Here is a 23585-nt window from a genome sequence, read left to right on the forward strand (position 1 = left end):
GTGCCGACGGTGCCCGCGGTGCCGGTCGTCGCGGCCGACGCGGGGGTCTGGGGGGTCTTGGGCGTCTCTGCGGTCATCGGTTTCAGAGCCTCTCCGACGCCGGGCGGGCGTCAGCGTAAAAGTTGATCTTGTAGTCGAGCACGGCGAGCGTGTCCTGGAGCTCCGATATGCGGGTGCGGACGTCGCGGCGGGTCTGTTCCAGGAGTTCGTGGCGCTCGGTGAAGGTGTGGTCGCCCTCGCGCACCAGCTCGGCGTAGCGGACCATGTCCGCCACCGGCATGCCGGTCAGGCGGAGCTTGCCGACGAACGTGAGCCAGTCCAGATCGCGGTTGCGGTAGCGGCGCTGGCCCGTGTGGGAGCGGTCGATGTGGGGCATCAGGCCGATCCGCTCGTACCAGCGCAGGGTGTGTGCGGTCAGGCCGATGAAGGCGACGACCTCGCTGATCGTGTAGTGGTCCTGCCCGCTCGGGCGGGGGTGCGCGGTGGGTGCCGAGGCGCAGGAATCCGCCTTGGTGTCGGCACTGTCGGTGCCGCCGACGCTCTCGGCGCCCTCAGAAACGCCGGGGGTGCCGGCGACGCCGGAGGGCGCTGCGGTTGCGGCCTGTGCGGGGCCCTGTGTGCGGGTGGTCTCGGTCTCCATCACCGTCATGACCACCACGCTAGAACCTTGGAGTGCGCTCTAAGCAAGCAGAACCGGGAGGAAATATGTGACGGAAGCAAACCCTGGGAAAATCGGAGGACGCTGCTTCGTGCGGTGACTACGGTGCCGATCATGAGTGTTGTGCGTCGTGCCACGCCAGACGATGTCGAGGAACTGATCAGGCTGCGGCAGGTGATGATCGACTCGGTGTTCGCCACCGGCTCGGCGGCCGCCACCGAGTCCGACACCAGCTGGCATGCCGAGTCCCTTCATGTGCTGCGGGACAAACTGGCCGATCCGGAGGGCGATTTCGCCGCCTTCGTCGTCGACCGGCCCGGTCGGCCCGGGAAGCTCGCGGCGCTTGTGGTGGGAACGCTGGAGTACCGCATCGGGCGGGCGGGCAATCCGCGGGGCGTCACGGGTTGTGTGTTCAGCGTCGCCACCGATCCGGATCAGCGGCGGCGGGGGTATGCGCGGGCCTGCATGGAGGTGCTCCTTGACTGGTTCCGGGAGCATGGTGCGGGGAGCGTCGATCTCAATGCGTCGGCGGAGGCGGAGCCGTTGTACGCCTCGCTCGGCTTTGTGCGCAAGCCCGACCCCTCGATGCGGTTGAGCCTGTAGGGCGCTTAGGCTCGTACGTATGCAGAGCCTGGCGTTGATCGAGAACTGGCCGGTCCCCACCGCTGCCGCCGCCGTCGTCCGCGCGGACGGCACGGTCGTCGGGGCGCACGGGCCCACCGGGCACCGTTTCGCGCTCGCTTCGGTGACCAAGCCGCTGGCGGCGTACGCGGTGCTCGTGGCGTACGAAGAGGGGGCCGTCGAGCTCGATGAGCCCGCCGGGCCCGAGGGGTCGACCGTGCGGCACCTGCTTGCGCACACCAGCGGCCTTGCGTTCGACGAGCACCGGGTGACGGCGCCTGCCGGGACGCGGCGGCTGTACTCGAACGCGGGGTTCGAGGTGCTCGGGGATCATGTCGCCAAGGCGACGGACATTCCCTTCGGGGAGTATCTGCGGCAGGCCGTGCTCGAGCCGTTGGGGATGGGGTCCACCTCGCTCGACGGGGGCGCTTCGCCCGCCAAGGACGGGGTCTCCACGGTCGATGACCTGGTGAAGTTCGCCGCCGAGGTGCAGGCACCGCGGTTGCTCGATCCGCGGACGGTGGCGGAGGCGATGTCCGTGGTGCATCCGGGGCTCAAGGGTGTGCTTCCCGGGTACGGGCATCAGAGTCCCAACGACTGGGGCCTCGGGTTCGAGATTCGGGACTCCAAGTCGCCGCATTGGACCGGGAGTTCGTCGTCGCCTCGGACGTTCGGGCACTTCGGGCAGGCCGGGACGTTCCTCTGGGTCGATCCCGACGCGGGGGCGGCGTGTGTCGCTCTGGCTGATCGGGCGTTCGGGCCGTGGGCCGTCGAGGCATGGCCTCCGTTCACCGACGCGGTGCTTGCCGAGCTCTGAGGGGACGTGGCCGGGGGCCTTGCGGGGACCCTGGCTGCACGCTCACCCAGCCATCTCCCACACCAGCATCTCCGCCGCGCCCTCCTCCGTGGCCACCGCCTCCAGACCCTGCGCGGCCGTGATCCGCGCCGCGTCCCCCGCGGTCAACTGCTCGCCGCCCAGGCGCACTTCACCGCGTACCACGTGGACGTACGCGAAGGGAGCGTCCGGGATCGCGGTGCGCTCGCCCGCGCCGAGTCGCCGGACGTGCAGGAGAGCGCCCGCCGCGGGGACCGCGTACGGAGTCGAGTCCGCGATGCCGTGGACCACCTCGTAGGACGGTTCGCCGCCGGGCCTCAGCGGGGACAGCCACATCTGGACGAAGACCAAGGGGTCCTCGCCGTCGTTGCGTTCCACATGGCGGACACCGCCGGCCGCGCTCAGGTGCTGGACGTCCCCGGGGCCCACGACCGAAGCGTGCCCGGCCGAGTCGCGGTGGGTCAGCTCGCCCTGCGCCACCCAGGTCACGATCTCGGTGTGGCTGTGCGGGTGTTCGTCGAAGCCCGCGCCGGGTGCGAGACGCTCTTCGTTGCAGGCCAGGACCGCGCCGAAGCGGAGGTTGTCCGGGTCGTAGTGCGGCCCGAAGGAGAAGGCGTGGAAGGTCTCGATACCGGCACCGGGCTCCCCGCCGCGGTACCGATCGCCGGAGCGCCGTACATCAATCACACACCCCACGTTAGACCCGGCACCGCACATCCCCGTCCCGATAAGGCAGTCTTGTCCCCGTGCCCGAACCCTCTGCGAACGAAGCCCGCCCGGACGCCCATCAGGCAGCCCACGAGGAAGCCGCGCGCCACGAGGAGGCCGCCCGTCAGGACGCGCACCGGAAGGCCCACGCGCACTCAGCCACGCTGAAGCGCCTGGAGCAGTCGGCCGGCAGCCTCGCGGCGCAGGCCATCGCGCGCATGGACGAGACGCTGTCCTGGTACCGGGCGATGCCTCCGGAGAACCGCTCCTGGATCGGCCTGGTGGCGCAGGCCGGCATCGCCGCCTTCACCGAGTGGTTCCGCCATCCCGACGCCCCCCAGGCCATCTCCACCGACGTCTTCGGCACCGCCCCGCGCGAGCTGACCAGGGCGATCACGCTGCGCCAGACCGTCGAGATGGTGCGTACGACGATCGAGGTGATGGAGTCCGCGATCGACGAGGTCGCGGCCCCCGGAGACGAGTCCATCCTCCGCGAGGCGCTCCTCGTGTACGCCCGCGAGATCGCCTTCGCCACCGCGCAGGTCTACGCGCAGGCCGCCGAGGCACGCGGTGCCTGGGACGCCCGCCTCGAGTCGCTCGTCGTGAACGCCGTGCTTTCCGGGGAAGCCGACGAAGGCGCGGTGAGCCGGGCCGCCGCGCTCGGCTGGAACTCCCCCGAGCACGTCTGCGTCGTCCTGGGCACCGCGCCCGACGGCGACAGCGAGCTGACCGTCGAAGCCATCCGCCGCGCCGCCCGGCACGCCAAGCTCCAGGTCCTGACCGGGGTGCTCGGCGACCGCCTGGTCGTCATCGCGGGCGGCAGCGACAATCCGCTGCAGGTCGCGAAGGGTCTGATCGGTCCGTACGCGGCCGGTCCCGTCGTCGCCGGGCCCATCGTCCCCGACCTGCTCGCCGCCACCCGGTCCGCGCAGGCCGCGGCCGCCGGGCTCAAGGCGTGCGCCGCCTGGCAGGACGCCCCGCGTCCCGTCCTCGCGGACGATCTCCTGCCGGAGCGCGCGATCGCGAGCGATCCGGCCGCGCGCGACCAGTTGGTGGAGGAGATCTACAGACCACTGGAGGAAGCGGGCTCCGCGCTCCTGGAGACTCTCAGCGTCTATCTGGAACAAGCCAGCAGCCTCGAAGGCGCCGCCCGGATGCTCTTCGTGCACCCCAACACCGTGCGCTACCGGCTGCGACGTGTGACTGACGTCACCGGCTGGTCGCCATCGGACGTACGCTCCGCATTCACGCTGCGGATCGCGCTGATCCTGGGGCGTCTGGCCGACGGAGATCTCCAACCGTAGGATTTTGTCGGGCCCCTACAATTCCCCCAGCCGTTCTTCGTCCCTGTCCCCACGGGCGGCTTGCACCGTCCACAAGAGAGAGTGTGAGAGTGCTCGTACTCGTCGCTCCCGGCCAAGGCGCTCAGACGCCCGGCTTCCTGACTCCCTGGCTCGAACTCCCCGGCGCGGCCGACCGCCTCGGGGCGTGGTCGGACGCCATCGGCCTCGACCTTGCCCACTACGGCACGCAGGCCGACGCGGACGCGATCCGCGACACCGCCGTGGCCCAGCCCCTGCTGGTGGCCGCCGGTCTGCTCTCCGCCGCGGCACTCAGTGACGCCCTGGCCGCGAACAAGCCCGGCGCGGTCGCGGGACACAGCGTCGGCGAGATCACCGCAGCCGCGTATGCCGGTGTGCTCAGCGACGACGCCGCACTCCGTCTCGTCCGCACCCGGGGTCTGGCCATGGCCGACGCCGCGGCGATCACGGAGACCGGCATGGCGGCGCTGCTCGGCGGCGACCCCGAGGTCACCATCCCGCACCTGGAGAAGCTCGGCCTGACGCCGGCGAACGTGAACGGCGCGGGGCAGATCGTCGCCGCGGGCACCGCGGAGCAGATCGCGGCGCTCGCCGAGGACAAGCCCGAGGGCGTCCGCCGCGTCGTGCCGCTGAAGGTCGCGGGCGCGTTCCATACGCACCACATGGCTTCCGCGGTCGCCACGCTCGAGGAGGCCGCCAAGGCCCTCGACCCGGCCGACCCGCAGCTGACGTACGTCTCGAACCGCGACGGCCAGGCCGTGACGACCGGCTCGGACGTCCTGTCCCGCCTGGTCGGCCAGGTGGCCAACCCGGTGCGCTGGGACCTGTGCATGGAGACGTTCAAGGAGCTGGGTGCCACGGCGATGATCGAGCTGTGCCCCGGTGGCACGCTGACCGGTCTCGCCAAGCGCGCCCTGCCCGGCGTCCGGACGGTGGCCCTCAAGACACCCGACGATCTCGAAGCCGCATCTGAGCTCATCGCCGACACCGCATCCGCCGCCGACGCGGCGGGTGCCTGAGAAGGAGCCAGGAGAGCATGTCGAAGATCAAGCCCAGTAAGGGCGCCCCGTACGCGCGCATCATGGGTGTCGGCGGCTACCGCCCGACTCGTGTCGTGCCCAACGAGGTGATCCTCGAGACGATCGACTCGTCCGACGAGTGGATCCGCTCCCGCTCCGGCATCGCGACCCGCCACTGGGCCTCCGACGAGGAGACCGTGGCCGCGATGTCCGTCGAGGCGTCCGGCAAGGCGATCGCCGACGCGGGCATCACCCCGGAGCAGATCGGCGCGGTCGTCGTGTCGACCGTCTCGCACTTCAAGCAGACCCCCGCCATCGCGACCGAGATCGCGGACAAGATCGGCGCGGGCAAGCCCGCCGCGTTCGACATCTCCGCCGGCTGCGCGGGCTTCGGCTACGGCCTCACCCTCGCCAAGGGCATGATCGTCGAGGGCAGCGCGGAGTACGTCCTGGTCATCGGCGTCGAGCGGCTGAGCGACCTCACCGACCTGGAGGACCGCGCGACGGCCTTCCTGTTCGGTGACGGCGCGGGCGCCGTGATCGTCGGCCCGTCCCAGGAGCCGCAGATCGGCCCCACGATCTGGGGCAGCGAGGGCGACAAGTCCGAGACCATCAAGCAGACCGTGGCGTGGAACGAGTTCCACGTCGGCGATGTCTCGAAGCTGCCGCTCGACAGCGAGGGCAACATCAAGTTCCCTGCGATCACGCAGGAGGGCCAGGCGGTCTTCCGCTGGGCCGTGTTCGAGATGGCGAAGGTCGCCCAGCAGGCGCTGGACGCGGCCGGGATCACCGCGGACGACCTGGATGTCTTCATTCCGCATCAGGCCAACGAGCGGATCATCGACTCGATGGTGAAGACTCTGAAACTGCCGGAACACGTCACGGTCGCCCGTGACGTGCGCACCACCGGCAACACGTCGGCAGCCTCGATTCCGCTCGCGATGGAGCGGCTTCTGGCCACCGGCGAGGCGAAGAGCGGCGACACCGCGCTCGTCATCGGCTTCGGGGCGGGCCTCGTGTACGCCGCCACGGTCGTTACCCTCCCCTAGGCATCACGTACGGATCATCCGGTCCGTACGGCTTTAACCAACCTGCCGCTGCCGCGGCGGGCGCCACACCCTCTGGATACATAGAAGGAGCGCCAACATGGCCGCCACTCAGGAAGAGATCGTCGCCGGTCTCGCCGAGATCGTGAACGAGATCGCCGGCATCCCGGTCGAGGACGTCCAGCTGGACAAGTCCTTCACCGACGACCTGGACGTCGACTCGCTGTCCATGGTCGAGGTCGTCGTCGCCGCCGAAGAGCGCTTCGACGTCAAGATCCCGGACGACGACGTCAAGAACCTCAAGACGGTCGGCGACGCGACCAGCTACATCCTCAAGCACCAGGCCTGATAAGGCTGCTCTGCTGTCGCCACCCGGCGGTGGCGCCGCTGATCCCCTCAACACCGTGGAGAATTTTCCTGTGAACTCGACCAATCGCACCGTGGTCGTCACCGGTATCGGCGCAACCACACCGCTGGGTGGCGACGCAGCCTCGACCTGGGAAGGCCTGCTCGCGGGCCGTTCCGGCGTCAGTCTTCTCGAACAGGACTGGGCGGCCGAGCTTCCGGTCCGCATCGCGGGCCAGATCGCGGTCGAACCGGGCGAGGTCATTCCGCGTCCGCAGGCCCGCAAGCTGGACCGTTCGGCGCAGTTCGCGCTGATCGCGGCCAAGGAGGCCTGGGCCGACGCGGGGTACACCGCGAAGGCGGGCGAGGACACGTCCGTGGACCCCGACCGCCTCGGCGCGGTCATCGCCTCCGGCATCGGCGGCGTGACCACCCTGCTCGACCAGTACGACGTGCTCAAGGAGAAGGGCGTTCGCCGCGTCTCCCCGCACACCGTGCCGATGCTGATGCCCAACTCCCCGGCGGCCAACGTCGGCATCGAGCTGGGCGCCCACGCGGGTGTGCACACCCCCGTCTCGGCGTGCGCCTCGGGCGCCGAGGCCATCGGCTACGCGATCGAGATGATCCGCACCGGCCGCGCCGACGTCGTCGTCGCGGGTGGCACGGAGGCGGCGATCCACCCGCTGCCGATCGTCGCGTTCGGCAACATGATGGCGATGTCCAAGAACAACGACGACCCGCAGGGCGCCTCGCGCCCCTACGACGTCGACCGCAACGGCTTCGTGCTCGGCGAGGGCGCCGGCGTGATCGTCCTCGAGTCCGAGGAGCACGCCAAGGCCCGCGGCGCGAAGATCTACGCGGAGGCCGTCGGCCAGGGCATCTCGGCCGACGCCCACCACATCACGCAGCCCGAGCCGTCCGGCAACGGCATCGCGGCGGCGCTGCAGAACCTCATCGACACGACGGACCTCAAGCCCGCCGAGATCGTGCACGTGAACGCGCACGCGACCTCGACGCCGCAGGGTGATGTCGCCGAGATCAAGGCGCTGCGCAAGGCGTTCGGCCACGACGTCGACCACATGGCGATCTCCAGCACCAAGTCGATGACCGGTCACCTGCTCGGTGGCGCGGGCGGCGTGGAGACCGTGGCCACGGTCCTCGCGCTGAAGAACCGCATCGCCCCGCCGACGATCAACATCGAGAACCTCGACCCCGAGGTCGACGCGGACGTCATCCGCGACGAGGCCCGCGCACTGCCCGAGGGCAGGATCGCGGCGCTGAACGACTCGTTCGGCTTCGGCGGCCACAACGTGGTGCTCGCGTTCCGGACCGTCTGAACCGGCCGCAGGCAACCGAACCGCAGGTAACCGAAGGGGCCCCCACCGCCTGGTGGGGGCCCCTTCGCGTACGCGTCACACGACCTGGTGCAACCACCGCACCGGAGCGCCCTCACCCGCGTACCGGAAGGGTTCGAGCTCGTCGTCCCAGGGCTTGCCGAGCAGCTTGGCCAGCTCGGCCTCCAGGTTGCTCTCGCCGCGCTGGGAGCGGGCCAGGGCGGCGCGCAGGCGGTCCTCCGGGATCAGGATGTCGCCGTGGATTCCGGTGACCGCGTGGAAGATGCCGAGCTCGGGTGTGGCGCTGTACCGCTCGCCCTCGGCCGTGGGGCACGGCTCCGACGTGACCTCGAAGCGCAGCAGTTGCCAGCCGCGCAGGGCGGAGGCGAGCTTGGACGCGGTGCCCACCGAACCGCGCCAGGAGAACTCGGATCTCCAGCTGCCGGGCGCCGCGGGCTGTCTGATCCAGTCGAGGTTGACGCGCGCGCCGAGTACGCCCGCGACTGCCCATTCGACGTGCGGACACAGCGCGCGCGGTGCGGAGTGCACGTACAGAACTCCACGTGTCGTCACCGGGACCTCCAGTGTGGGTCGAGGTTCGCCTTCCCCAGCGGCCTCGCGCCCGTGCCGAGCGTTGTGGCCCCGCATTCGGGAAACTCCCGAAACGGGACAGATGTGACGTGATGTAATTTAGCGGAACCGAAAGCGCAGGGTGCCACTGGGTGGCGAGGCTACCGTGCGGCGGAACAAGGAGTGTGACGTACCGTCGGTCCCAAGGCCAGGAATCACCCACCATTCACTCGCAGGGGCGCCGAAACGGCGCGGTCGGCCTAGGACGGGCCACGACAACAGAGGGGACCTGGGGATGCGGAACCGAAGGAACCGCCCGCGTGCCGCCGTCGCCACCGCGACGGCGGTTCTTCTCGGCGCCACCGCGCTCACCGCGTGCGACGCCTCCGGCGGCGACTCCCCCGCACCCAAGGGACCATCGGCGCACGACAAACCGTCCCCCAAGCCCACCCCGACCTGGGACACGAATCCGAACTCCCTGGCGGCCGTCGGCGACTCCATCACCCGCGGCTTCGACGCCTGCTCGGTCCTCGCCGACTGCCCCGAGGCGTCCTGGGCGACCGGCACGGACTCCGAGGTGCGCAGCCTCGCCACGCGCCTGCTCGGCAAGGAGCGGGCCACCACGCACAGCTGGAACTACGCGAAGACCGGCGCCCGCATGGCGGATCTCCCCGGGCAGGTCGAGCAGGCCGCCCTCAAGCGCCCCGAGCTGATCACGGTGATGGCGGGCGCGAACGACGCCTGCCGCCCCTCGGCGGATTCCATGACCCCGGTCGCCGAGTTCCGCGCCGACTTCGAGGAGGCGATGCGCACGCTGCGGCGCGAGCTTCCCAAGACCCAGGTGTACGTCACCTCCGTACCGGACTTGAAGCGGCTCTGGTCCCAGGGGCGCACCAACGCGCTGGGCAAGCAGATCTGGAAGCTGGGCATCTGCGCCTCGATGCTGGCGGACCCGGACGACCTGAACGCCTCGGCGACGCAGCGGCGGGCCACGGTGCAGGGCCGCGTGGTCGCGTACAACGACGTGCTCAAGGACGTGTGCGCGAAGGACCTGCGCTGCCGGTACGACGGCGGGGCGGTCTTCGACTACCGCTTCGACGGCGACCAGTTGAGCCACTGGGACTGGTTCCACCCCAGCAAGAACGGCCAGTCGCGGCTCGCGGAGCTGGCCTACCGGCAGGTGAAGGCCAAGAATCCCAAGGATCCCGGGGCCTGAGGTCCGGGCGGCCCGGCGTAGGGTCGCGATCATGCGCAGTGAACTCTTCGGGACGCTCCCCGACGGCACGCCCGTCCATCGCTGGACCCTGGAAAGGGGCGGGGTGCGCGTACGCGTCCTGACGTACGGCGGGATCATCCAGTCGGCGGAAGTTCCTGACCGGTCGGGGCGGCGCGATCCTGTGGCCCTCGGCTTCGACGGCCTGCGGAGCTATCTCGATCACCCCGGGCCGTACCTCGGGGCGCTGGTGGGCCGGTACGCGAACCGCATCGCGGGCGGTGAGTTCGCGCTCGACGGCCGGACGTACCGCCTGGCGCGGAACAACGAGCCGAACGCGCTGCACGGCGGTGCGGCCGGTTTCGACAAGCGGGTGTGGGACGCGGCGGAGGTCGAGCACGGGGTGCGGCTCTCCCGGGTGAGCCCGGACGGCGAGGAGGGGTACCCCGGGCGGCTCGCGGTGTCGGCGACGTACACGCTGGACGAGACGGGCGCGCTGCGGATCGCGTACGAGGCGACGACCGACGCCCCGACGGTCGTGAACCTCACCAACCACACGTACTGGAACCTCGCAGGGGCCGGGAGCGGCAGTGCCGGCGGGCACGAGCTGCGGATCGACGCGCGGCGTCTCACGCCGACGGACGGGGCGCAGATTCCCACGGGGGCGTACGAGGAGGTCGCAGGGACGCGCTTCGACTTCCGGGCGGCGCGGAAGGTCGGGGCCGGGATCGACCACAACTACGTGCTGGACAAGGGCGCCACCGCGCGGCCGGCCGAGGTGGCGGAGCTGAGCGACCCGGCATCCGGGCGCGTCCTGACCGTCGCCACGACGGAGCCCGGCCTCCAGCTGTACACGGCGGACCACTTCGAGGAGCCGCTGCCGTTCGGGCCCGGTGACGGGATCGCCCTGGAGACACAGCACTTCCCCGACTCCCCCAACCGGCCGGAGTTTCCTGGCACGGTGCTGCGGCCGGGTGGGGTCTACGCGTCGGAGACGGTGTACGGCTTCTCGGTTCGCTGAGCGCCGAGCGCCCGAGCACCGAGGATCAGACGGTGGTCGTCTCGCTCAGCCTGCGGTCGGCGATGGAGCGGCCCGCCTGCACCTCGTACGAACCGGCCTGGTGGGCCCAGGCGTTGGCGGACTCGTCCCAGATCTCGAAGGCGCGGCGCGGGAGTTCGATCCGCACCTCGACGCTCTCGCCGGGCGCGGCCTCGACGCCCGCGAAGCCCGCGAGCCAGCGAGCCGGGCGGTCGCCGTTGTCCGCGGCCGGGGCGAGATAGACCTGGACGACCTCGCGGCCCGCGCGGGGACCGGAGTTGCGCACGCGGACCGTGGCCGTCGCGCCCTCCACGACGAGGGACTCGTACGTCCAGTCGGTGTAGCCGAGGCCGTGACCGAAGGCGTAGGCAGGGGTGGCCTGTGCCTTCTCCCAGGCGCGGTAGCCGATGAACACGCCCTCGGTGTAGGCGAGTTCACCCTCGGTCGGGCTGACCCGGGTGACCGGGGCGTCCGCGAAGGCGCCCCAGGTCGTGGGCAGCCGTCCGCCCGGCTCCTGCGCGCCGAGCAGCACGTCGGCGAGCGCGGCGCCGCCCTCCTGCCCCGGGAACCAGCCGAGCAGCACCGCAGCGACGTCCTCGCGCCACGGAAGCTCCACCGGGGAGCCGGAGTTGACGACCACGACCGTACGGGGATTGGCCGCGGCGACCGCGCGCACCAGCTCGTCCTGGCGGCCCGGGAGCCGCAGGTCCTGCCGGTCGAAGCCCTCGGACTCGACCCGCTCGGTGGTGGCGACGACCACGACCGCGGTGTCGGCGCCGCGTGCCGCCTCGACGGCCTCCGCGATCAGCTCGTCGGGGTCGCGCCGCGGCCCGAGGTGCACGAAGGAGAACACGACGCCGGGCAGCGGGGCCGCGTACGTCTTGTCGAGCGGGTGGCGCAGGGAGACCTCGACGGTCTCGCCCGCCGTCAGGCGCACCTTGGCACGCTCGACCGGTGAACCGAAGAACGCCTCGAAGGGGTCGGACCCGGCGCCCATCACCTCGGACCCGTCGAAGACGACCTCACCGGCGACGGTGAGCGTGAAGTCGCCCAGACCGCGCGTGCCGAAGGAGTGCTCGCCGCTCTCGCGCGGCGTGAACGTGCCGACGACCTCGATGGAGGCCATCGTCTCGTGGGTGACGCCGTCGGGCAGGTCGTCGCCGATCCACTGGACCTGGCCGGAGGGGAGGTTGCCCTCGCCCAGGACGTTGCCGTCGTCGTCGCGGCAGACGGCGCGCAGCGCGAACCCCTTGTCGGCGGGGGCGAGTTCGTCGCTGGGGTCGGCGCCGACGGCGTACGTCAGGGTGTCCTCGCCGAGCGCAGCCGTCAGTCCGTCGAGCGGGGAGATCACGCGCGCGGGGAAGACGGTGGCGGAGCCGCCGCCCAGGACGCGGGCGTCGCGCGCGGCGGCGCCGATGAGGGCGAGGGAGGCGGCGGGGCCCAGCGGCAGCACGTCGTTCTCGTTGCGCACGAGGACGAAGGCGCGGCGGGCGATCTCGCGGGCGAGCGCCTCACCGTCGATCTCGGCGGGGACGTCGGCGACCACGGGCTCGGCGCCTTCGAGGATGCCGACGCGGGCGGCCAGACGCAGGACGTTGCGCACGGCGTCGTCGACGGTCGACTCCTTGACCTGGCCGGCGCGCACCGCATCGGCGAGCGCCTCGCCGTACACGGTCCGCGGTCCCGGCATGGCGGCGTCGAGGCCGCCCTCGATGGTGCCGGTGGTGGAGCGGGCGGCCATCCAGTCCGAGACGTTGTAGCCGTCGAAGCCCCACTCGCCGCGCAGGACCTCGTTCACCAGGTAGCGGTGCTCGGTCATCGTCGAGCCGTTGACCTGGTTGTACGCGGTCATGATGCCCCAGGGGTGGGCGTTGGTGACGATCGCCTCGAAGGGCGCGAGGTACAGCTCGCGCAGGGCACGCGCGCCGACCTTGTTGTCGACGGTGAAGCGGTCGGTCTCGGCGTCGTTCGCGACGAAGTGCTTGACGGTCGTGCCGACGCCGCCCGACTGCACGCCCTGGACGTAGCCGGTGCCGATGACGCCGGTCAGATACGGGTCCTCGCTGTACGCCTCGAAGTGCCGGCCGCCCAGCGGCGAGCGGTGCAGATTGACGGTGGGCGCGAGGAGGACGTGGACGCCCTTGCGGCGGGCCTCCTGGGCGAGGAGGGTGCCCGCGCGGCGGGCGAGGTCCTGGTCCCAGGTGGCGGCGAGCGCGGTCGGGGACGGCAGGGCGATGGAGGGGTCGTCGGCGGTCCAGCGGGTGCCGCGCACGCCGATCGGGCCGTCCGACATCACCAGGGGCGCGAGGCCGATCTCGGGCAGCGCGTGCAGCGACCACATGTCACGCCCGCCGAGCAGCCGGGCCTTGGCGTCCAGATCGAGCGCGGCGAGCGCGGCCTGGACGACCGCCTCGCGCGCCTGGTCGGCCTGCGTGGCTCCGGGGCCCTTGGTTCCCGCCATGGCGGTACCTCCTCGTTGAAGTCCGTTCCGTACGTTGCCTCCATCCTGCCTCGGCTACCTGTAGACCGGTAGGTTTCGTGATCTGGACGTTATATTGGTGGGAGCATGACGTACGGTCGTCCCGCGAGCAGGACCGAGAACGTGAAGGGGCAGACGCGATGGCGCCCAAGGCCAGGACCACGGCCAAGGTCAAGACCACGGCCAAGGCCACGAGCAGGGCCAGGAGCGAGGAGCGGCGCGCGGAGATCCTCCGGGCCGCCCTGGAGGTGATCGCCGAGCGCGGCTACCGGGGCGCGAGCCTGGGAGCCGTCGCCGAGCGGGTCGGCCTCACCCAGCAGGGCCTGCTGCACTACTTCCCCACCAAGGAGGCGCTTCTCGTCGCCGTCCTGGAGGCCCGCGACCAGTGGGACGCCGTACCGACGAACGAGATCCGCCTCGACCTGCTCGGCTCGCTCGTCGAGTACAACGCGATGCGCCCCGGCATCATCCAGACCTTCTCCGCGCTGCTCGGCGAGAGCGTCACGGACGGACACCCGGCGCGCGACTACTTCACCGAGCGGTACGGATCCGTGCGGGAGAAGTTCGCGGCGGTCCTGCGCGTGGAGTACGGGGAGCGGCTGCCCGGCGGCCTCACTCCTGAGGCCGCGGCGCCGCTGCTCGTCGCGGTGATGGACGGGCTCCAGTACCAGTGGCTCCTGGACCCCCAATCGGTGGACATGGCGGGGGCGTTCAGGGACTTCCTGGGGCTGCTGGGCGACAGCGGCGGCAGCGGTAGCGGTAGCGGCGAGTGATCAGGCGGCCCGGACGGCCGCCACGACGTCGATCTCGATGAGCGCCTGAGGCCGGAAGAGCCGGGGCACCTCGACCGTGGTGCTGGTGGGCGGCGTCGCGGTCAGGTAGCCGGTGCGTACGGCGGCGTATGCGGGGAGGTCGCCGAGGTCCGTCATGAACGTACGGATGTTGATGACGTCGTCGAGCGTCGCGCCGTGTGCCGCGAGCAGGGCGGACAGGGCCTCGAAGATTCCCCGGCTCTGAGCGGCGACGCCGTCGCCTTCGGCGACCTGGCCCGAGAGGTACAGCAGGGCGCCGCCGCCGTCCATGTCGACCCGGGCGACCTGGGAGTAGGGGCCCAGGGGCTGGGGCGCGGACGCGGGGTTGCCGATGGTGATGTTCATGGTGCGGGGTGCTCCTCCAGTGTCATGCCGGGTCCCGTGCAGGCCCGGTCCAGTGCATGCCCGGTCCCGTGCATGCCGGGTCACGGCTTCGGCTGCCGGGCGTCGTCGCGGGAACGGATGTGGGCGACCGCCCGCGCGATGTCCTCGTGGACGACATCCGGGTCGGCGGCGGCCGCCTCGTAGTGCGCCAGCACCGCCTCCATCGCCGGGAGCCGGGTGACCCCCGCCGCCAGCGCCACGTCCTTCACGGCGAGGTCGCTCCCGAAGTGCACACCCGTGGCGAAGGCGCGGGCCACGGCGCCCCCGAGCGGGCCTCCGGCAAGCGCCCCCTTGGCCGTCTCCTCGTCGAGACCCAGCGCGTCCGCCAGCTTCAGCGCCTCGGCCACCAGGGCGACACCCCCGATGACGGCCGTGTTGACGACGAGCTTCAGCGCGGCCCCCGAACCGAGCGGGCCCGTACGCGTCACCGGACCGAAGCGGGCGAGGACCCGCTCGACCCCGTCCGCATCGCCGCCGGCGAGAATGCCGAGCCGCCCCGACGCGGCCTTGTCCGTGCTCCCCATGACGGGCGCGTCGACGAGGGTCACGCCGTCCGGCACCCTCGCCCCCAACTCCCTTACGACATCGGGTCCGACGGTGGACATCTCCGCCCAGTGGGTCCCCGGCCGCAGCTCGGGCACGATGGCGTCGGCGACGGCACGCACCGCGTCGGGGCCCGCCAGCATGGTGATGACGACATCGGCGTCCCGCACGGCCTCGGCGGGGCCGGTGGCGAGCCGGGCCCCCGCCGCCACCAGCGGGGCCGCCTTCTCGGCGGTCCGGTTCCAGACCGTCAACGGATGCCCGGCCGTGAGGAGTTGGCGGGCCATCGGCGTGCCCATGTGTCCCAGTCCAAGAAACGCGATCTTCTCCATGCGTCCGACGCTAGGCCCGGCCACGGGATGCGACAAGCGAGTCTCTAGCATGCGAGCCATGCCTTCTCCGCATACCGCACGGATGGCCCAGGCCCCACGGGCCGAGGCGTCGACGCCCCAGGACCCGACGCCCCAGGACCCGCCACCGCCCGAACTCTCCACCGTCTGGCTCCGTGCCTTCCTGGACGTCGCGCGGCACGGCTCCTTCACCGTGGCCGCCCGCGGGCTCGGCTGGACGCAGTCCGCCGTCTCGCGCCAGATCTCCTCGCTGGAGGCGGCCCTCGGCGGCGCCCCGCTCTTCGACCGGCTGCCGAGGGGCGTACGCCTGACCACGCACGGCCGCACCCTCCTGCCGTACGCCGAGGAGACGGTGGCCCGACTCAGCACCCTGCAAAGGGAGTTGACGGCACTGCGGGACCTGACCGGCGGGAGCCTGCGCTTCGGGGCGTTCGCGACGGCCGACGCGGCGCTCGTGCCACGGGCCATCGCGGCGTTCCGCGCTCGGCACCCCGGCGTGACGCTCACCCGCGAGGAGGGCCTTACGCCCAGGCTGCTCGCGCGCCTCGGGGACGGCGATCTCGACCTCGCGATCGTCTCCTCGACGGGCGGTGCGCTGAACGGCCGCGACATGGCGGCGTACGTCCTGCATCACCTCCTGGACGAGGGGCTGTACGTCGCCGTGCCCGCGGACCACCCGCTGGCGGGCAGCGCGTCCGTCCGTCTGTCCCAACTCGCCTCGGAGGACTGGATCTCCGGCAGCGCCAACGCCGAGGGGACCCTCCTGGAGGAGGCCCACCGGCACGGTTTCCGCCCGAGGGTCGCCCATGTCGTCGCCGAGTGGACCGCCAAGCAGGGCTATGTGGCCGCCGGTCTCGGCGTCACCCTGGTGCCCGCGCTGGCCGCCGATTCGGTCCGCCCGGACATCGCCCTGGTCCCGGTCCGCGACGAGGACGCTCCGCCGCGTGCCGTGTACGCGGCGACGGCGCGGGGCCGGGCGGCGGCGCCGGCCGTGGGTCCGTTCCTGGAGGCGCTGCGCGCTACTCAAGTAGCGCGCGGAGGCGGTGAGTTGCGACCAAGGTCGCCCACGCCGTAGACCGACGGCGGTCGAGGCACGGCATCGGCGCTGGCAAGACTGGGCCCACCGTGCGGACCGTACGGACGGACACAGGGAGGCACTGTGGCGAGTGGCGGGATCAACCGGGCGCGGTTTCTGGCCGGGGCGGGGGCCGTGGGCGTCGCGGCGGCGGCCGGGGGGCTCCTGGCGGCGGCACCCGCCGTCGCCGACGGCCGCCGGACGGGCGGGCTCACGTACCGGGGCGTCTGCTACGAGGTCGGCGCGGGAGAGACACCCACGACCGGCTGGAACGCGGCCCGCATGCGCGAGGACATGTGCGCGATCGCGGACCGGCTGCACGCCACCACCGTCTCCGTCTTCGGCGACGGCGTCGAGCGGCTCGGCGCGAGTGCGACGGAGGCCGCCGAACGCGGACTGCACGTGTGGCTCCAGCCGCGCCTGGCCGACCGCCCCGAGCGGGAGATCCTCGACCACATCGCGGAGACCGGCCGGCACGCCGAGCGGCTGCGGCGGCAGGGCGCGGCGGTCCAGCTGAGTGTGGGCTGCGAGTTCGTGCTGTTCGTGCCGGGGATCGTGCCCGGCGACAGCGCGGTGGAACGGATCGAGAACATCACCAAGGGGAACTTCGACCCCGTGCTGATGCAGCGGCGCCTGAAGCGGTTCATCGGGCGGGCGGCGGCGGTCGGCAGGTCCGTCTTCGGGGGCGGTCTGACGTACGGGGCCGCTGAGGGGGACGAGGTCGACTGGGGTCTGTTCGACGTCGTGAGCGTCAACTACTACGGGTATCACCGCAGTCGGTCCGGATACGTCCGTGACCTGGCGCCCTATCGGCGCTGGGGGAAGCCCGTCGCGATCACCGAGTTCGGCACGTGTACGTTCCGGGGCGCGCCGGAGCAGGGCGGCATGGGGTGGGACGTCGTCGACTACACGAAGGACCCGCCCGAGATCAAGGACGGGCTCGTGCGCAGCGAGCGGACCCAGGCCGCGTACATCACCGACGTACTGGACGTCTTCGAGTCGATGGACCTCTACTCCGCGACGCTCTACAACTTCGTCAGTCCCGACGCCCCGCACCGGCCGGACCCGCGCCACGACCTCGACATGGCGAGCTACAGCATCGTGAAGACGATCGAGGAGGGCCCTTCAGGCCGTTGGCACTGGGAGCCGAAGGAGGCGTTCCACGCGGTGGCCGAGCACTACGGGCGCGCGGCACGTCACGCGGAATCCGGTTGACCGGACGCACCCCCGCCAGCTTCGATCAGCGTCGGCCCGCTCTTCCCCGCCGCCCCGGAAGGCCCGCATGTCCCCCGCCAAGATGCACGCCGACGAAGCCGACATCGACACGCCCCTCGTACGCCGGCTGCTCGCCGCGCAGTTCCCCGAGTGGGCCGGCCTCAAGGTCGATCCCGTCGAATCGAACGGCACCGTCAACGCCATCTACCGCCTCGGCGACGACATGGCCGTCCGGCTCCCCCGCATCGAGGGCGGCGTGGAGGACGTACAGCGCGAGATGCTGCTTCTGCCACGGCTCGCGCCCTCGCTGCCCCTCGCCATTCCCGCGCCGCTGGGAGAGGGCGCGCCCGGTGAGGGGTTCCCCTGGCCCTGGTACGTCTACCGCTGGCTGGAGGGCGAGAACCCGGCCGTCGGCGGCCTGGACGAACCCGGCCTGTTCGCCGCCGACTTGGCGGAGTTCGTCATGGCCCTGCAGCGCGTCGATCCCGGCGACGCGCCTCGCGCGTACCGCAGCGGGCCCCTCGCACGCCGGGACGCCGATACCCGCGAGGCCATCGCGCAGCTCCACGGCGTCATCGACACCGATGCCGCCACCGCCGCCTGGGAGGCCGCCCTGCGCGCACCCCGCTGGGACGGGCCGCCCGTGTGGGTCCACGCCGACCTGCAGCCCGGGAACCTGCTCACCGCCGACGGGCGGCTCAGCGCCGTCATCGACTTCGGGTGCATGGGGCACGGCGAACCCGCCGTCGACCTGATCACCGCGTGGAGCCTCCTGACGGCCGACGCGCGCAAGGAGTTCCGCGCCGCCCTGGGCGTCGACGACGCGACGTGGGCACGGGGGCGCGGCTGGGCCCTGTCCATCGCGCTCATCGAGCTGCCGTACTACCGGACGAGGAACGCCACCATCGCGAGGATCGCGCGCCACGTGATCGGCGAGGTCCTCGCGGATCACGCGGCCGTGGACCGCTAGCGGGCGCCGCCTTCCTGCCGGAATACTGCGATCACCCCCACCGGCCACGGAAGGACTCCTGTGTCACTCAAGCCCCCTGGATCCCCTCGGCTCACCGCGCTCGGCGTCACGCTCCTGCTGTCCCTCGCCGCCGTGCCCGCGTCGGCAGCCACCGCACCGGCCGACGCACCGGCCGCCACCACCGAGGAGCAGCGACTCGACCGGGCCGCACCGCAGGAGATCCTGCGCCGCAGCGGATTCGACACCGTGGCCCCGGAGTTCGCGCGGGCCCTCGAACGCGCCCACTCGTACGGCGAGGCCAAGCGCATCGTCGAACGGCAGGGAGAGGCCCTGTGGCGGCGTGCCGTCGACCGGGCCCAGGGGCGGGGCCCCGCCGCCGGGAACGACGAAGGACTGAGCCGGGACGACGACCGGCCGTTGTACTGGGCCCGGCTCGGCATGACGCGGGAGCTCCGGCAGTGGGAGCCGACCCGTTTCGGGGTGAGCGAGGCCCGGCACAGCCGTCTCATACGGGCGTTGGAGGACGCGTCGCGCGGGCACGACTCCATCCGCTACCCGAAGAAGGACCGCGCGGGCCACCGCCTCAAGCGCATCCTCGTCACCGGCTTCGACCCGTTCACGCTCGACCGGGACGTCCGCATCAGCAACCCGTCCGGCGCCACCGCACTCGCGCTCGACGGCACCGTCATCGAGACCGCCGACGGGCCCGCCCGCGTGGAGACCGCCGTCTTCCCCGTCCGCTGGGAGGACTTCGCGCAGGGGACGGTCGAGCGCACCCTGCGCGCCCACCTCCCCCGCGTCGACCTCTTCACCACCATCAGTCAGGGCCGCGCGGGCCGCTTCGACATCGAGCGGACCAACGGGGCCTGGCGGGGCGGCTTCCCGGACAACGAGAACCTCTCGCGCACGGAGACGGTCCCGGTCGACGACCCGGCCTCGCAGCCCCAGTGGACGTCCACGACCCTCCCGTACAAGGAGATCGTGAGCGCCGAGACCGGCCGCTTCCCCGTGTACGACAACACCTCGGTGACCGAGATCCCGGCGGGCCAGAGCGCTCCCGTGGTCCGTCCCGACGGGCCCACCGCAGGGTCGACGGCCCGCGAGGGCGGCGGCGGCAACTACCTGTCGAACGAGATCGCCTACCGTGCGACGCTGCTCCGCGACCGGCTCGGGCTGCACGACCGGCTGCCCGGCGGCCATGTGCACACGCCGATCCTGCAGTTCGGGGCGGGCAACACGGATCCGGCCACGGGTGAGATCACCGATCCGGAGTTCGTGCGCAACCGGCTAGACATCATCGCGCAGGTGAAGAAGATCCTGACGACCGCTATGGACGCCCGCCGGTAGCGGACGCCTGTCCGCCGGGACCGGACGCATCGGCCGAGTCGCCAGCCGCATCGGCCGAGTTGGCCGGTCCCTGCGGGTCGTCGTCCGGCCCGTCCTCGCCGATCAGTTCCCGCGCCATCAGCGTCGCGCCCGCGACCGCCCCCGGCATCAGGAACACCGCGACGAACGGGACCAGGAAGGCCACGGCGAGCGGGGTGCCGAAGCCCCACGCCAGCTGCCTGCGGCCGCGCAGCAGCGCGAGCCGTTCGCGGGCCTCGACGCCACGGCGCTGGAGCGCCACCGCCGTCAGCTCCTCGACGAGGAAGAAGCCCGTCACGCAGAAGCCGACCACCGGGACCACGGTCTGGCCGACGACCGGGATGAAGCCGAGGGCGAAGAGCAGGATGCCCCAGACCGCGGCCCGCAGGACGATGCGGAGGCTGTCGCGAGCGGAGATCCACAGCTCGCGCCAGAGCGGCAGGCCCGACTCGGGGGCGAACCCGGCGACGGAGATGTCGACCTTCTCCGACAGCGACTCGTAGAAGGGCTGGCCCACCAGGAGCGTCGCCGCCGTGAAGGTGATCACCGAGAGGAGGAGCGCGAGCGCGAAGAGCAGCGCCGTGAGGAAGCCGCGGAACAGGCCGATCCACGGAGAGGACCAGTCGTCCGCGAACGGCGTGGCCCAGCCGACGAAGTCCGTGCCCCACAGGGCGAGCGCGACGAGCGCGGCCGCGTAGAGAAGCAGGGTGATGAGGCCGGGCAGCAGGCCGACTCCGTACTGCTTGCCGTGCTGGGCGACCCAGCGCTGGCCCTTCATCAAGTAGCCGAAGCCTCGTCCCAGATCACGCATGCCGCACAGCCTATCCGCCGGTCGTGGCCCTGCGGTCCACGGGACGCGTGGGGCCGAAGGCCCTCTTGTTGCGCGGGGGTTGAACCGGTAGACCACGCGTACTGACTTCTCTCCAGCTCTCCATCAGCTTTCTTCCGGAGGTACGTATGGGCATATCCCGGCCATCCAGACCCGTTCTGCTCACCACCCTCGTCTCGGCGGGCGCCCTTGTCCTCACCTCTCTCGCCCCCGGCAGCGCGACCGCCGACCCGAGTCCGGGCGGCCGCGACATCCTCCGCGAGGGCTCGCCCCTCAGCAGTACGGAGCGGGCCGCGAAGGGCCCCCAGAGCGCCGCGGACCGGGCCCTGGGGGCTGCGGACAGCCCCGGCCTCGACTCCGGTCGCGGCAAGGACCGCGGCTATCCCCGCGAACAGAAGCTGACGCCACCCCCCGCCAATCCGGACGACAAGTCGATAAAGCTGGGCCTGGCCCCCTATCACTCCATTGCCCCCAGGCTGAATGACATCCAGGGCGTCGGCGACCGCGTCAGCGTGGAGATCGCGGGCCGTTCGGCGGGCGGGCACCAGCTCTATCTGGTGACGGTCACCTCTCCCGAGTCCGCCAAGGAGACCGCACGCCAGGAGCGGATGCGCGACCTCATCGAGAACGCGCCGGGCGCGGCCGCGAAGGATCCGGCGGTCAAGTCCTCCTACAAGACGCCGGTCTTCATCAACAACAACATCCACGGCAACGAGTGGGAGGGCACGGACGCCGCCCTGAAGCTCATCGAGAAGCTCGCGAAGGCCAAGGACGGCAAGACGGAAGACCTGCTGGCCCACAACCGGCTGTACTTCAACGTCACGGCCAACCCCGACGGCCGCATCGCAGGCACCCGCCCCAACGCCAACGGCTTCGATCTCAACCGCGACTTCATCACCGCGTCGCAGCCCGAGGTCCGCGCGATGCGGCAGATCGCCATCGACAAGCAGCCGGCGGTCATGATCGACCTGCACGGGTACGTCAACGGCACGCTGATCGAGCCGACGACTCCCCCGCACGGCGAGAACTACGAGTACGACCTCTTCCTCAAGAACACCTACGCCAACGCCCTCGGCATGGAAGCCGCGGTCAACGGCCTCGGCTACACGCCCGAGAAGGACGGCGTGGAGCCCGCGATCATCCCCTTCCGCGACCAGGAAGAGGGCTGGGACGACTGGCCGCCGATCTTCACCCCGCAGTACATGCCGTTCCACGGTGCGGTCGCCGCGCACACCATCGAGTTCCCGATGACGGTCAACAACGACGAGTACGACGACCTCTCGGTGCCTGAGCTGCGGCGGCGGTCCGCGATCAACGTGGACATCGCGGGAGCCGCGATGACGGCCACGCTCGACTACACGCACAAGCACCGGACTTCGGTGATCGCCGATCAGATCGAGACGTTCCGGCGGGGCGCGACGGGCGCCGCGCAGGTGCCGGTCTCGCCGGAGACCGTGCCCGGGGTGCCGGGCATCGGCCCGGAGGACGTCTACACGACCGACTTCCCCCGTGCGTACGTGATTCCGCGGGGCAAGGAGAAGGGCGAGCGCGGCCAGCGCTCGGCCGCGGCGGCCTCGCGGCTCGTGGAGCATCTGCTCGACAACGACGTCCAAGTGCGGCGCGCTACAAGGGACTTCCGCCTCAGCGGGACCTCGTACGCCGAGGGTTCGTACGTCATCGACATGCGTCAGCCCAAGCGCGGGCTCGCCAATGTGATGCTCGCCGACGGACGCGACATCAGCGACAAGGTCTCCACCATGTACGACATCTCGGGGTGGAGCCTCGGGCGGCTGTGGGGTGCGACGGTGGACCAGGTGAAGGGCGGCTCGCTGTCCGGCGTGCGGACGCGCGCCGTGGACACCGCGTCGCGGGTCGGTCATGTCGCGTCGCGCGGGGATCTTCGGCTGCGGCTCGACGACGCGCGGGAGGTGTCGGCTCTCAACTGGCTGCTGGCGCGCGGGACTTCTGTGCGGCGGGCTGACGACGGGAGCGTGATCCTGCCGTCGGCGGCGCGGGGTGCGGCGGTCGCCGCGGCGAAGAAGTACGACGTCGCCTTCGACGCGACCAAGGCGAAGGGCGGCGCTGACGTGCGTCCCACGCGGGTCGCGGCGGCTGTCACTCCCGGCGAGCTGTTCGCTCTGCGGGAGATGAATTTCGACGTGGTGCCTGTTTCGACGGATGTCCTCAACGGCGGGTTCGACTGGAAGAAGTCGGGCGTGGACGCGCTGTTCGTGTCGGCGGGGCTTTCGTACGGTGAGCTGAACGCCGGGGCCCGAGCCGGGCTCGACGACTTCCTCGCGGGTGGGGGTGGCCTGGTCGGGCGTGGTGCGGAGGGGGCCGCGTTGAACTCCGACGCGAAGCTGCTTTCCGTTGAGGCGGTCCCCGGGAACGGGGATGCGAATGGTGTGGTGCGGGTCGTGAATTCCGGCGGTCCTGTTACTGGGGGTGCGCCTTCGCATTCGTTTGTGTACGCGCCCATGTGGTTCAAGGGGCTGGGGAGTGGTGTGCGGGTGGAGCAGTCCTATGGGGGCGGGAATCCGTTGCTGTCCGGGCACTGGCGGGCCGTGGACGGTGCGGGTGGCCCCGCGGATGCCGCGGGGCGGGCTTCTGTCGTGAGTGGGGCGGCTGCGGGGTCTCGCGTGGTTCTCTTCGGCACCGAGCCGCTGTTCCGGGATCACCCGAAGGGGGTGTTCCCGCAGGTGGGGCGGGCGTTGTTGAGTGTGAGCTGAGGTTGGGGGCGGGATGGTTTTTCCCCAACCCCGCCCCTTCCCGAAAACCCGCTGCGCGGGGGCCTCCTCAAACGCCGGAGGGGCTGAAAATTCAGCCCCTCCGGCGTTTGAGGAGCGGGGTCTG

Annotated in this window: 22 protein-coding genes; 15 read left to right on the forward strand and 7 right to left on the reverse strand. The window is 71.4% G+C overall.

All coding sequences use genetic code 11. The features are described from left to right. Positions 1–82: 82 nt before the first annotated feature. On the reverse strand, positions 83–649 hold the full coding sequence (locus ABZ833_RS15510; protein WP_361046231.1) for a MerR family transcriptional regulator: 567 nt from the start codon (positions 647–649) through the stop codon (positions 83–85). Between the two features lie 123 nt (positions 650–772). Between ABZ833_RS15510 and ABZ833_RS15515 the strand changes: the two genes are divergently transcribed. Together ABZ833_RS15515 and ABZ833_RS15520 are read left to right on the forward strand one after the other, a co-directional pair. After that, a complete protein-coding gene (locus ABZ833_RS15515; protein ID WP_361046233.1) occupies positions 773–1261 on the forward strand; it encodes a GNAT family N-acetyltransferase in 489 nt (162 codons plus the stop codon). Positions 1262–1280: 19 nt separating this feature from the next. After that, positions 1281–2096 (forward strand): serine hydrolase domain-containing protein, encoded by an 816-nt coding sequence (locus tag ABZ833_RS15520; RefSeq protein WP_361046235.1) that lies wholly within the window; start codon positions 1281–1283, stop codon positions 2094–2096. A gap of 42 nt (positions 2097–2138) precedes the next feature. Here the strand turns inward: ABZ833_RS15520 and ABZ833_RS15525 are convergent, their stop codons facing one another. Further along, complete coding sequence (locus ABZ833_RS15525; protein WP_361046237.1) at positions 2139–2801, reverse strand: pirin family protein; 663 nt, start codon at positions 2799–2801, stop codon at positions 2139–2141. 185 nt (positions 2802–2986) lie between these two features. On the opposite strand from ABZ833_RS15525, the gene fasR reads away from it, so the two are divergent. The 5 genes from fasR (at position 2987) to fabF (ending at position 7891) form a co-directional block, all read left to right on the forward strand. Further along, positions 2987–4126 (forward strand): fatty acid biosynthesis transcriptional regulator FasR, encoded by a 1140-nt coding sequence (fasR, locus tag ABZ833_RS15530; RefSeq protein ID WP_361046381.1) that lies wholly within the window; start codon positions 2987–2989, stop codon positions 4124–4126. 89 nt (positions 4127–4215) lie between these two features. Next, positions 4216–5163, forward strand: a complete 948-nt coding sequence (locus ABZ833_RS15535; RefSeq protein ID WP_361046240.1) for an ACP S-malonyltransferase — start codon at positions 4216–4218, stop codon at positions 5161–5163. Positions 5164–5180: 17 nt separating this feature from the next. Continuing rightward, the gene (locus ABZ833_RS15540; protein WP_351160063.1) at positions 5181–6212 is read left to right on the forward strand and encodes a ketoacyl-ACP synthase III; all 1032 of its coding nucleotides are present in this window, start codon (positions 5181–5183) and stop codon (positions 6210–6212) included. Between the two features lie 97 nt (positions 6213–6309). Next, complete coding sequence (locus ABZ833_RS15545) at positions 6310–6558, forward strand: acyl carrier protein (RefSeq protein ID WP_160504853.1); 249 nt, start codon at positions 6310–6312, stop codon at positions 6556–6558. A 70-nt stretch (positions 6559–6628) separates the two neighbouring features. Further along, the gene (gene fabF / locus ABZ833_RS15550) at positions 6629–7891 is read left to right on the forward strand and encodes a beta-ketoacyl-ACP synthase II (RefSeq protein ID WP_249590116.1); all 1263 of its coding nucleotides are present in this window, start codon (positions 6629–6631) and stop codon (positions 7889–7891) included. 75 nt (positions 7892–7966) lie between these two features. Here the strand turns inward: fabF and ABZ833_RS15555 are convergent, their stop codons facing one another. Continuing rightward, a complete protein-coding gene (locus ABZ833_RS15555; protein WP_344521149.1) occupies positions 7967–8461 on the reverse strand; it encodes a DUF3145 domain-containing protein in 495 nt (164 codons plus the stop codon). A gap of 292 nt (positions 8462–8753) precedes the next feature. Here ABZ833_RS15555 and ABZ833_RS15560 point away from each other — a divergent pair, with 292 nt between their 5' ends. Then, a complete protein-coding gene (locus ABZ833_RS15560; RefSeq protein WP_361046245.1) occupies positions 8754–9674 on the forward strand; it encodes an SGNH/GDSL hydrolase family protein in 921 nt (306 codons plus the stop codon). Positions 9675–9705: 31 nt separating this feature from the next. Then, entirely contained in the window at positions 9706–10692 is a 987-nt protein-coding gene (locus ABZ833_RS15565) for an aldose epimerase family protein (RefSeq protein ID WP_361046247.1), read from the forward strand. A gap of 25 nt (positions 10693–10717) precedes the next feature. Here ABZ833_RS15565 and ABZ833_RS15570 read toward each other — a convergent pair whose 3' ends face one another. Then, positions 10718–13171 (reverse strand): glycoside hydrolase family 3 C-terminal domain-containing protein, encoded by a 2454-nt coding sequence (locus tag ABZ833_RS15570; protein WP_361046249.1) that lies wholly within the window; start codon positions 13169–13171, stop codon positions 10718–10720. A gap of 158 nt (positions 13172–13329) precedes the next feature. Between ABZ833_RS15570 and ABZ833_RS15575 the strand changes: the two genes are divergently transcribed. Further along, positions 13330–13962, forward strand: coding sequence for a TetR family transcriptional regulator (locus ABZ833_RS15575; protein WP_361046251.1), 633 nt, complete (start codon positions 13330–13332; stop codon positions 13960–13962). Here the strand turns inward: ABZ833_RS15575 and ABZ833_RS15580 are convergent, their stop codons facing one another. Together ABZ833_RS15580 and ABZ833_RS15585 are read right to left on the reverse strand one after the other, a co-directional pair. Beyond that, positions 13963–14346, reverse strand: a complete 384-nt coding sequence (locus ABZ833_RS15580) for a RidA family protein (RefSeq protein ID WP_361046254.1) — start codon at positions 14344–14346, stop codon at positions 13963–13965. 80 nt (positions 14347–14426) lie between these two features. Next, entirely contained in the window at positions 14427–15260 is an 834-nt protein-coding gene (locus tag ABZ833_RS15585; protein ID WP_361046257.1) for an NAD(P)-dependent oxidoreductase, read from the reverse strand. Between the two features lie 58 nt (positions 15261–15318). On the opposite strand from ABZ833_RS15585, the gene ABZ833_RS15590 reads away from it, so the two are divergent. The 4 genes from ABZ833_RS15590 to ABZ833_RS15605 all read left to right on the forward strand — a co-directional run bounded on the left by ABZ833_RS15590 (position 15319) and on the right by ABZ833_RS15605 (position 19885). Then, positions 15319–16353, forward strand: a complete 1035-nt coding sequence (locus tag ABZ833_RS15590; RefSeq protein WP_361046260.1) for a LysR family transcriptional regulator — start codon at positions 15319–15321, stop codon at positions 16351–16353. A gap of 84 nt (positions 16354–16437) precedes the next feature. After that, entirely contained in the window at positions 16438–17568 is a 1131-nt protein-coding gene (locus tag ABZ833_RS15595) for an abortive phage infection protein (protein ID WP_361046262.1), read from the forward strand. A gap of 67 nt (positions 17569–17635) precedes the next feature. After that, positions 17636–18538 carry an aminoglycoside phosphotransferase family protein gene (locus ABZ833_RS15600; protein WP_361046264.1) on the forward strand — a complete coding sequence of 301 codons (903 nt, stop codon included), beginning with the start codon at positions 17636–17638 and terminating at the stop codon, positions 18536–18538. 117 nt (positions 18539–18655) lie between these two features. Beyond that, on the forward strand, positions 18656–19885 hold the full coding sequence (locus tag ABZ833_RS15605; protein ID WP_361046384.1) for a pyroglutamyl peptidase: 1230 nt from the start codon (positions 18656–18658) through the stop codon (positions 19883–19885). Here ABZ833_RS15605 and ABZ833_RS15610 read toward each other — a convergent pair. Then, the gene (locus ABZ833_RS15610) at positions 19866–20714 is read right to left on the reverse strand and encodes an EI24 domain-containing protein (RefSeq protein ID WP_361046266.1); all 849 of its coding nucleotides are present in this window, start codon (positions 20712–20714) and stop codon (positions 19866–19868) included. The genes ABZ833_RS15605 and ABZ833_RS15610 overlap by 20 nt on opposite strands. Positions 20715–20860: 146 nt before the next feature. On the opposite strand from ABZ833_RS15610, the gene ABZ833_RS15615 reads away from it, so the two are divergent. Continuing rightward, complete coding sequence (locus tag ABZ833_RS15615) at positions 20861–23461, forward strand: M14 family zinc carboxypeptidase (protein ID WP_361046269.1); 2601 nt, start codon at positions 20861–20863, stop codon at positions 23459–23461. Positions 23462–23585 lie beyond the last annotated feature (124 nt).

It is taken from the genome of Streptomyces sp. NPDC047525 (assembly GCF_040643025.1).
GTDB classification, from domain to species: Bacteria; Actinomycetota; Actinomycetes; order Streptomycetales; family Streptomycetaceae; genus Streptomyces; species Streptomyces durmitorensis.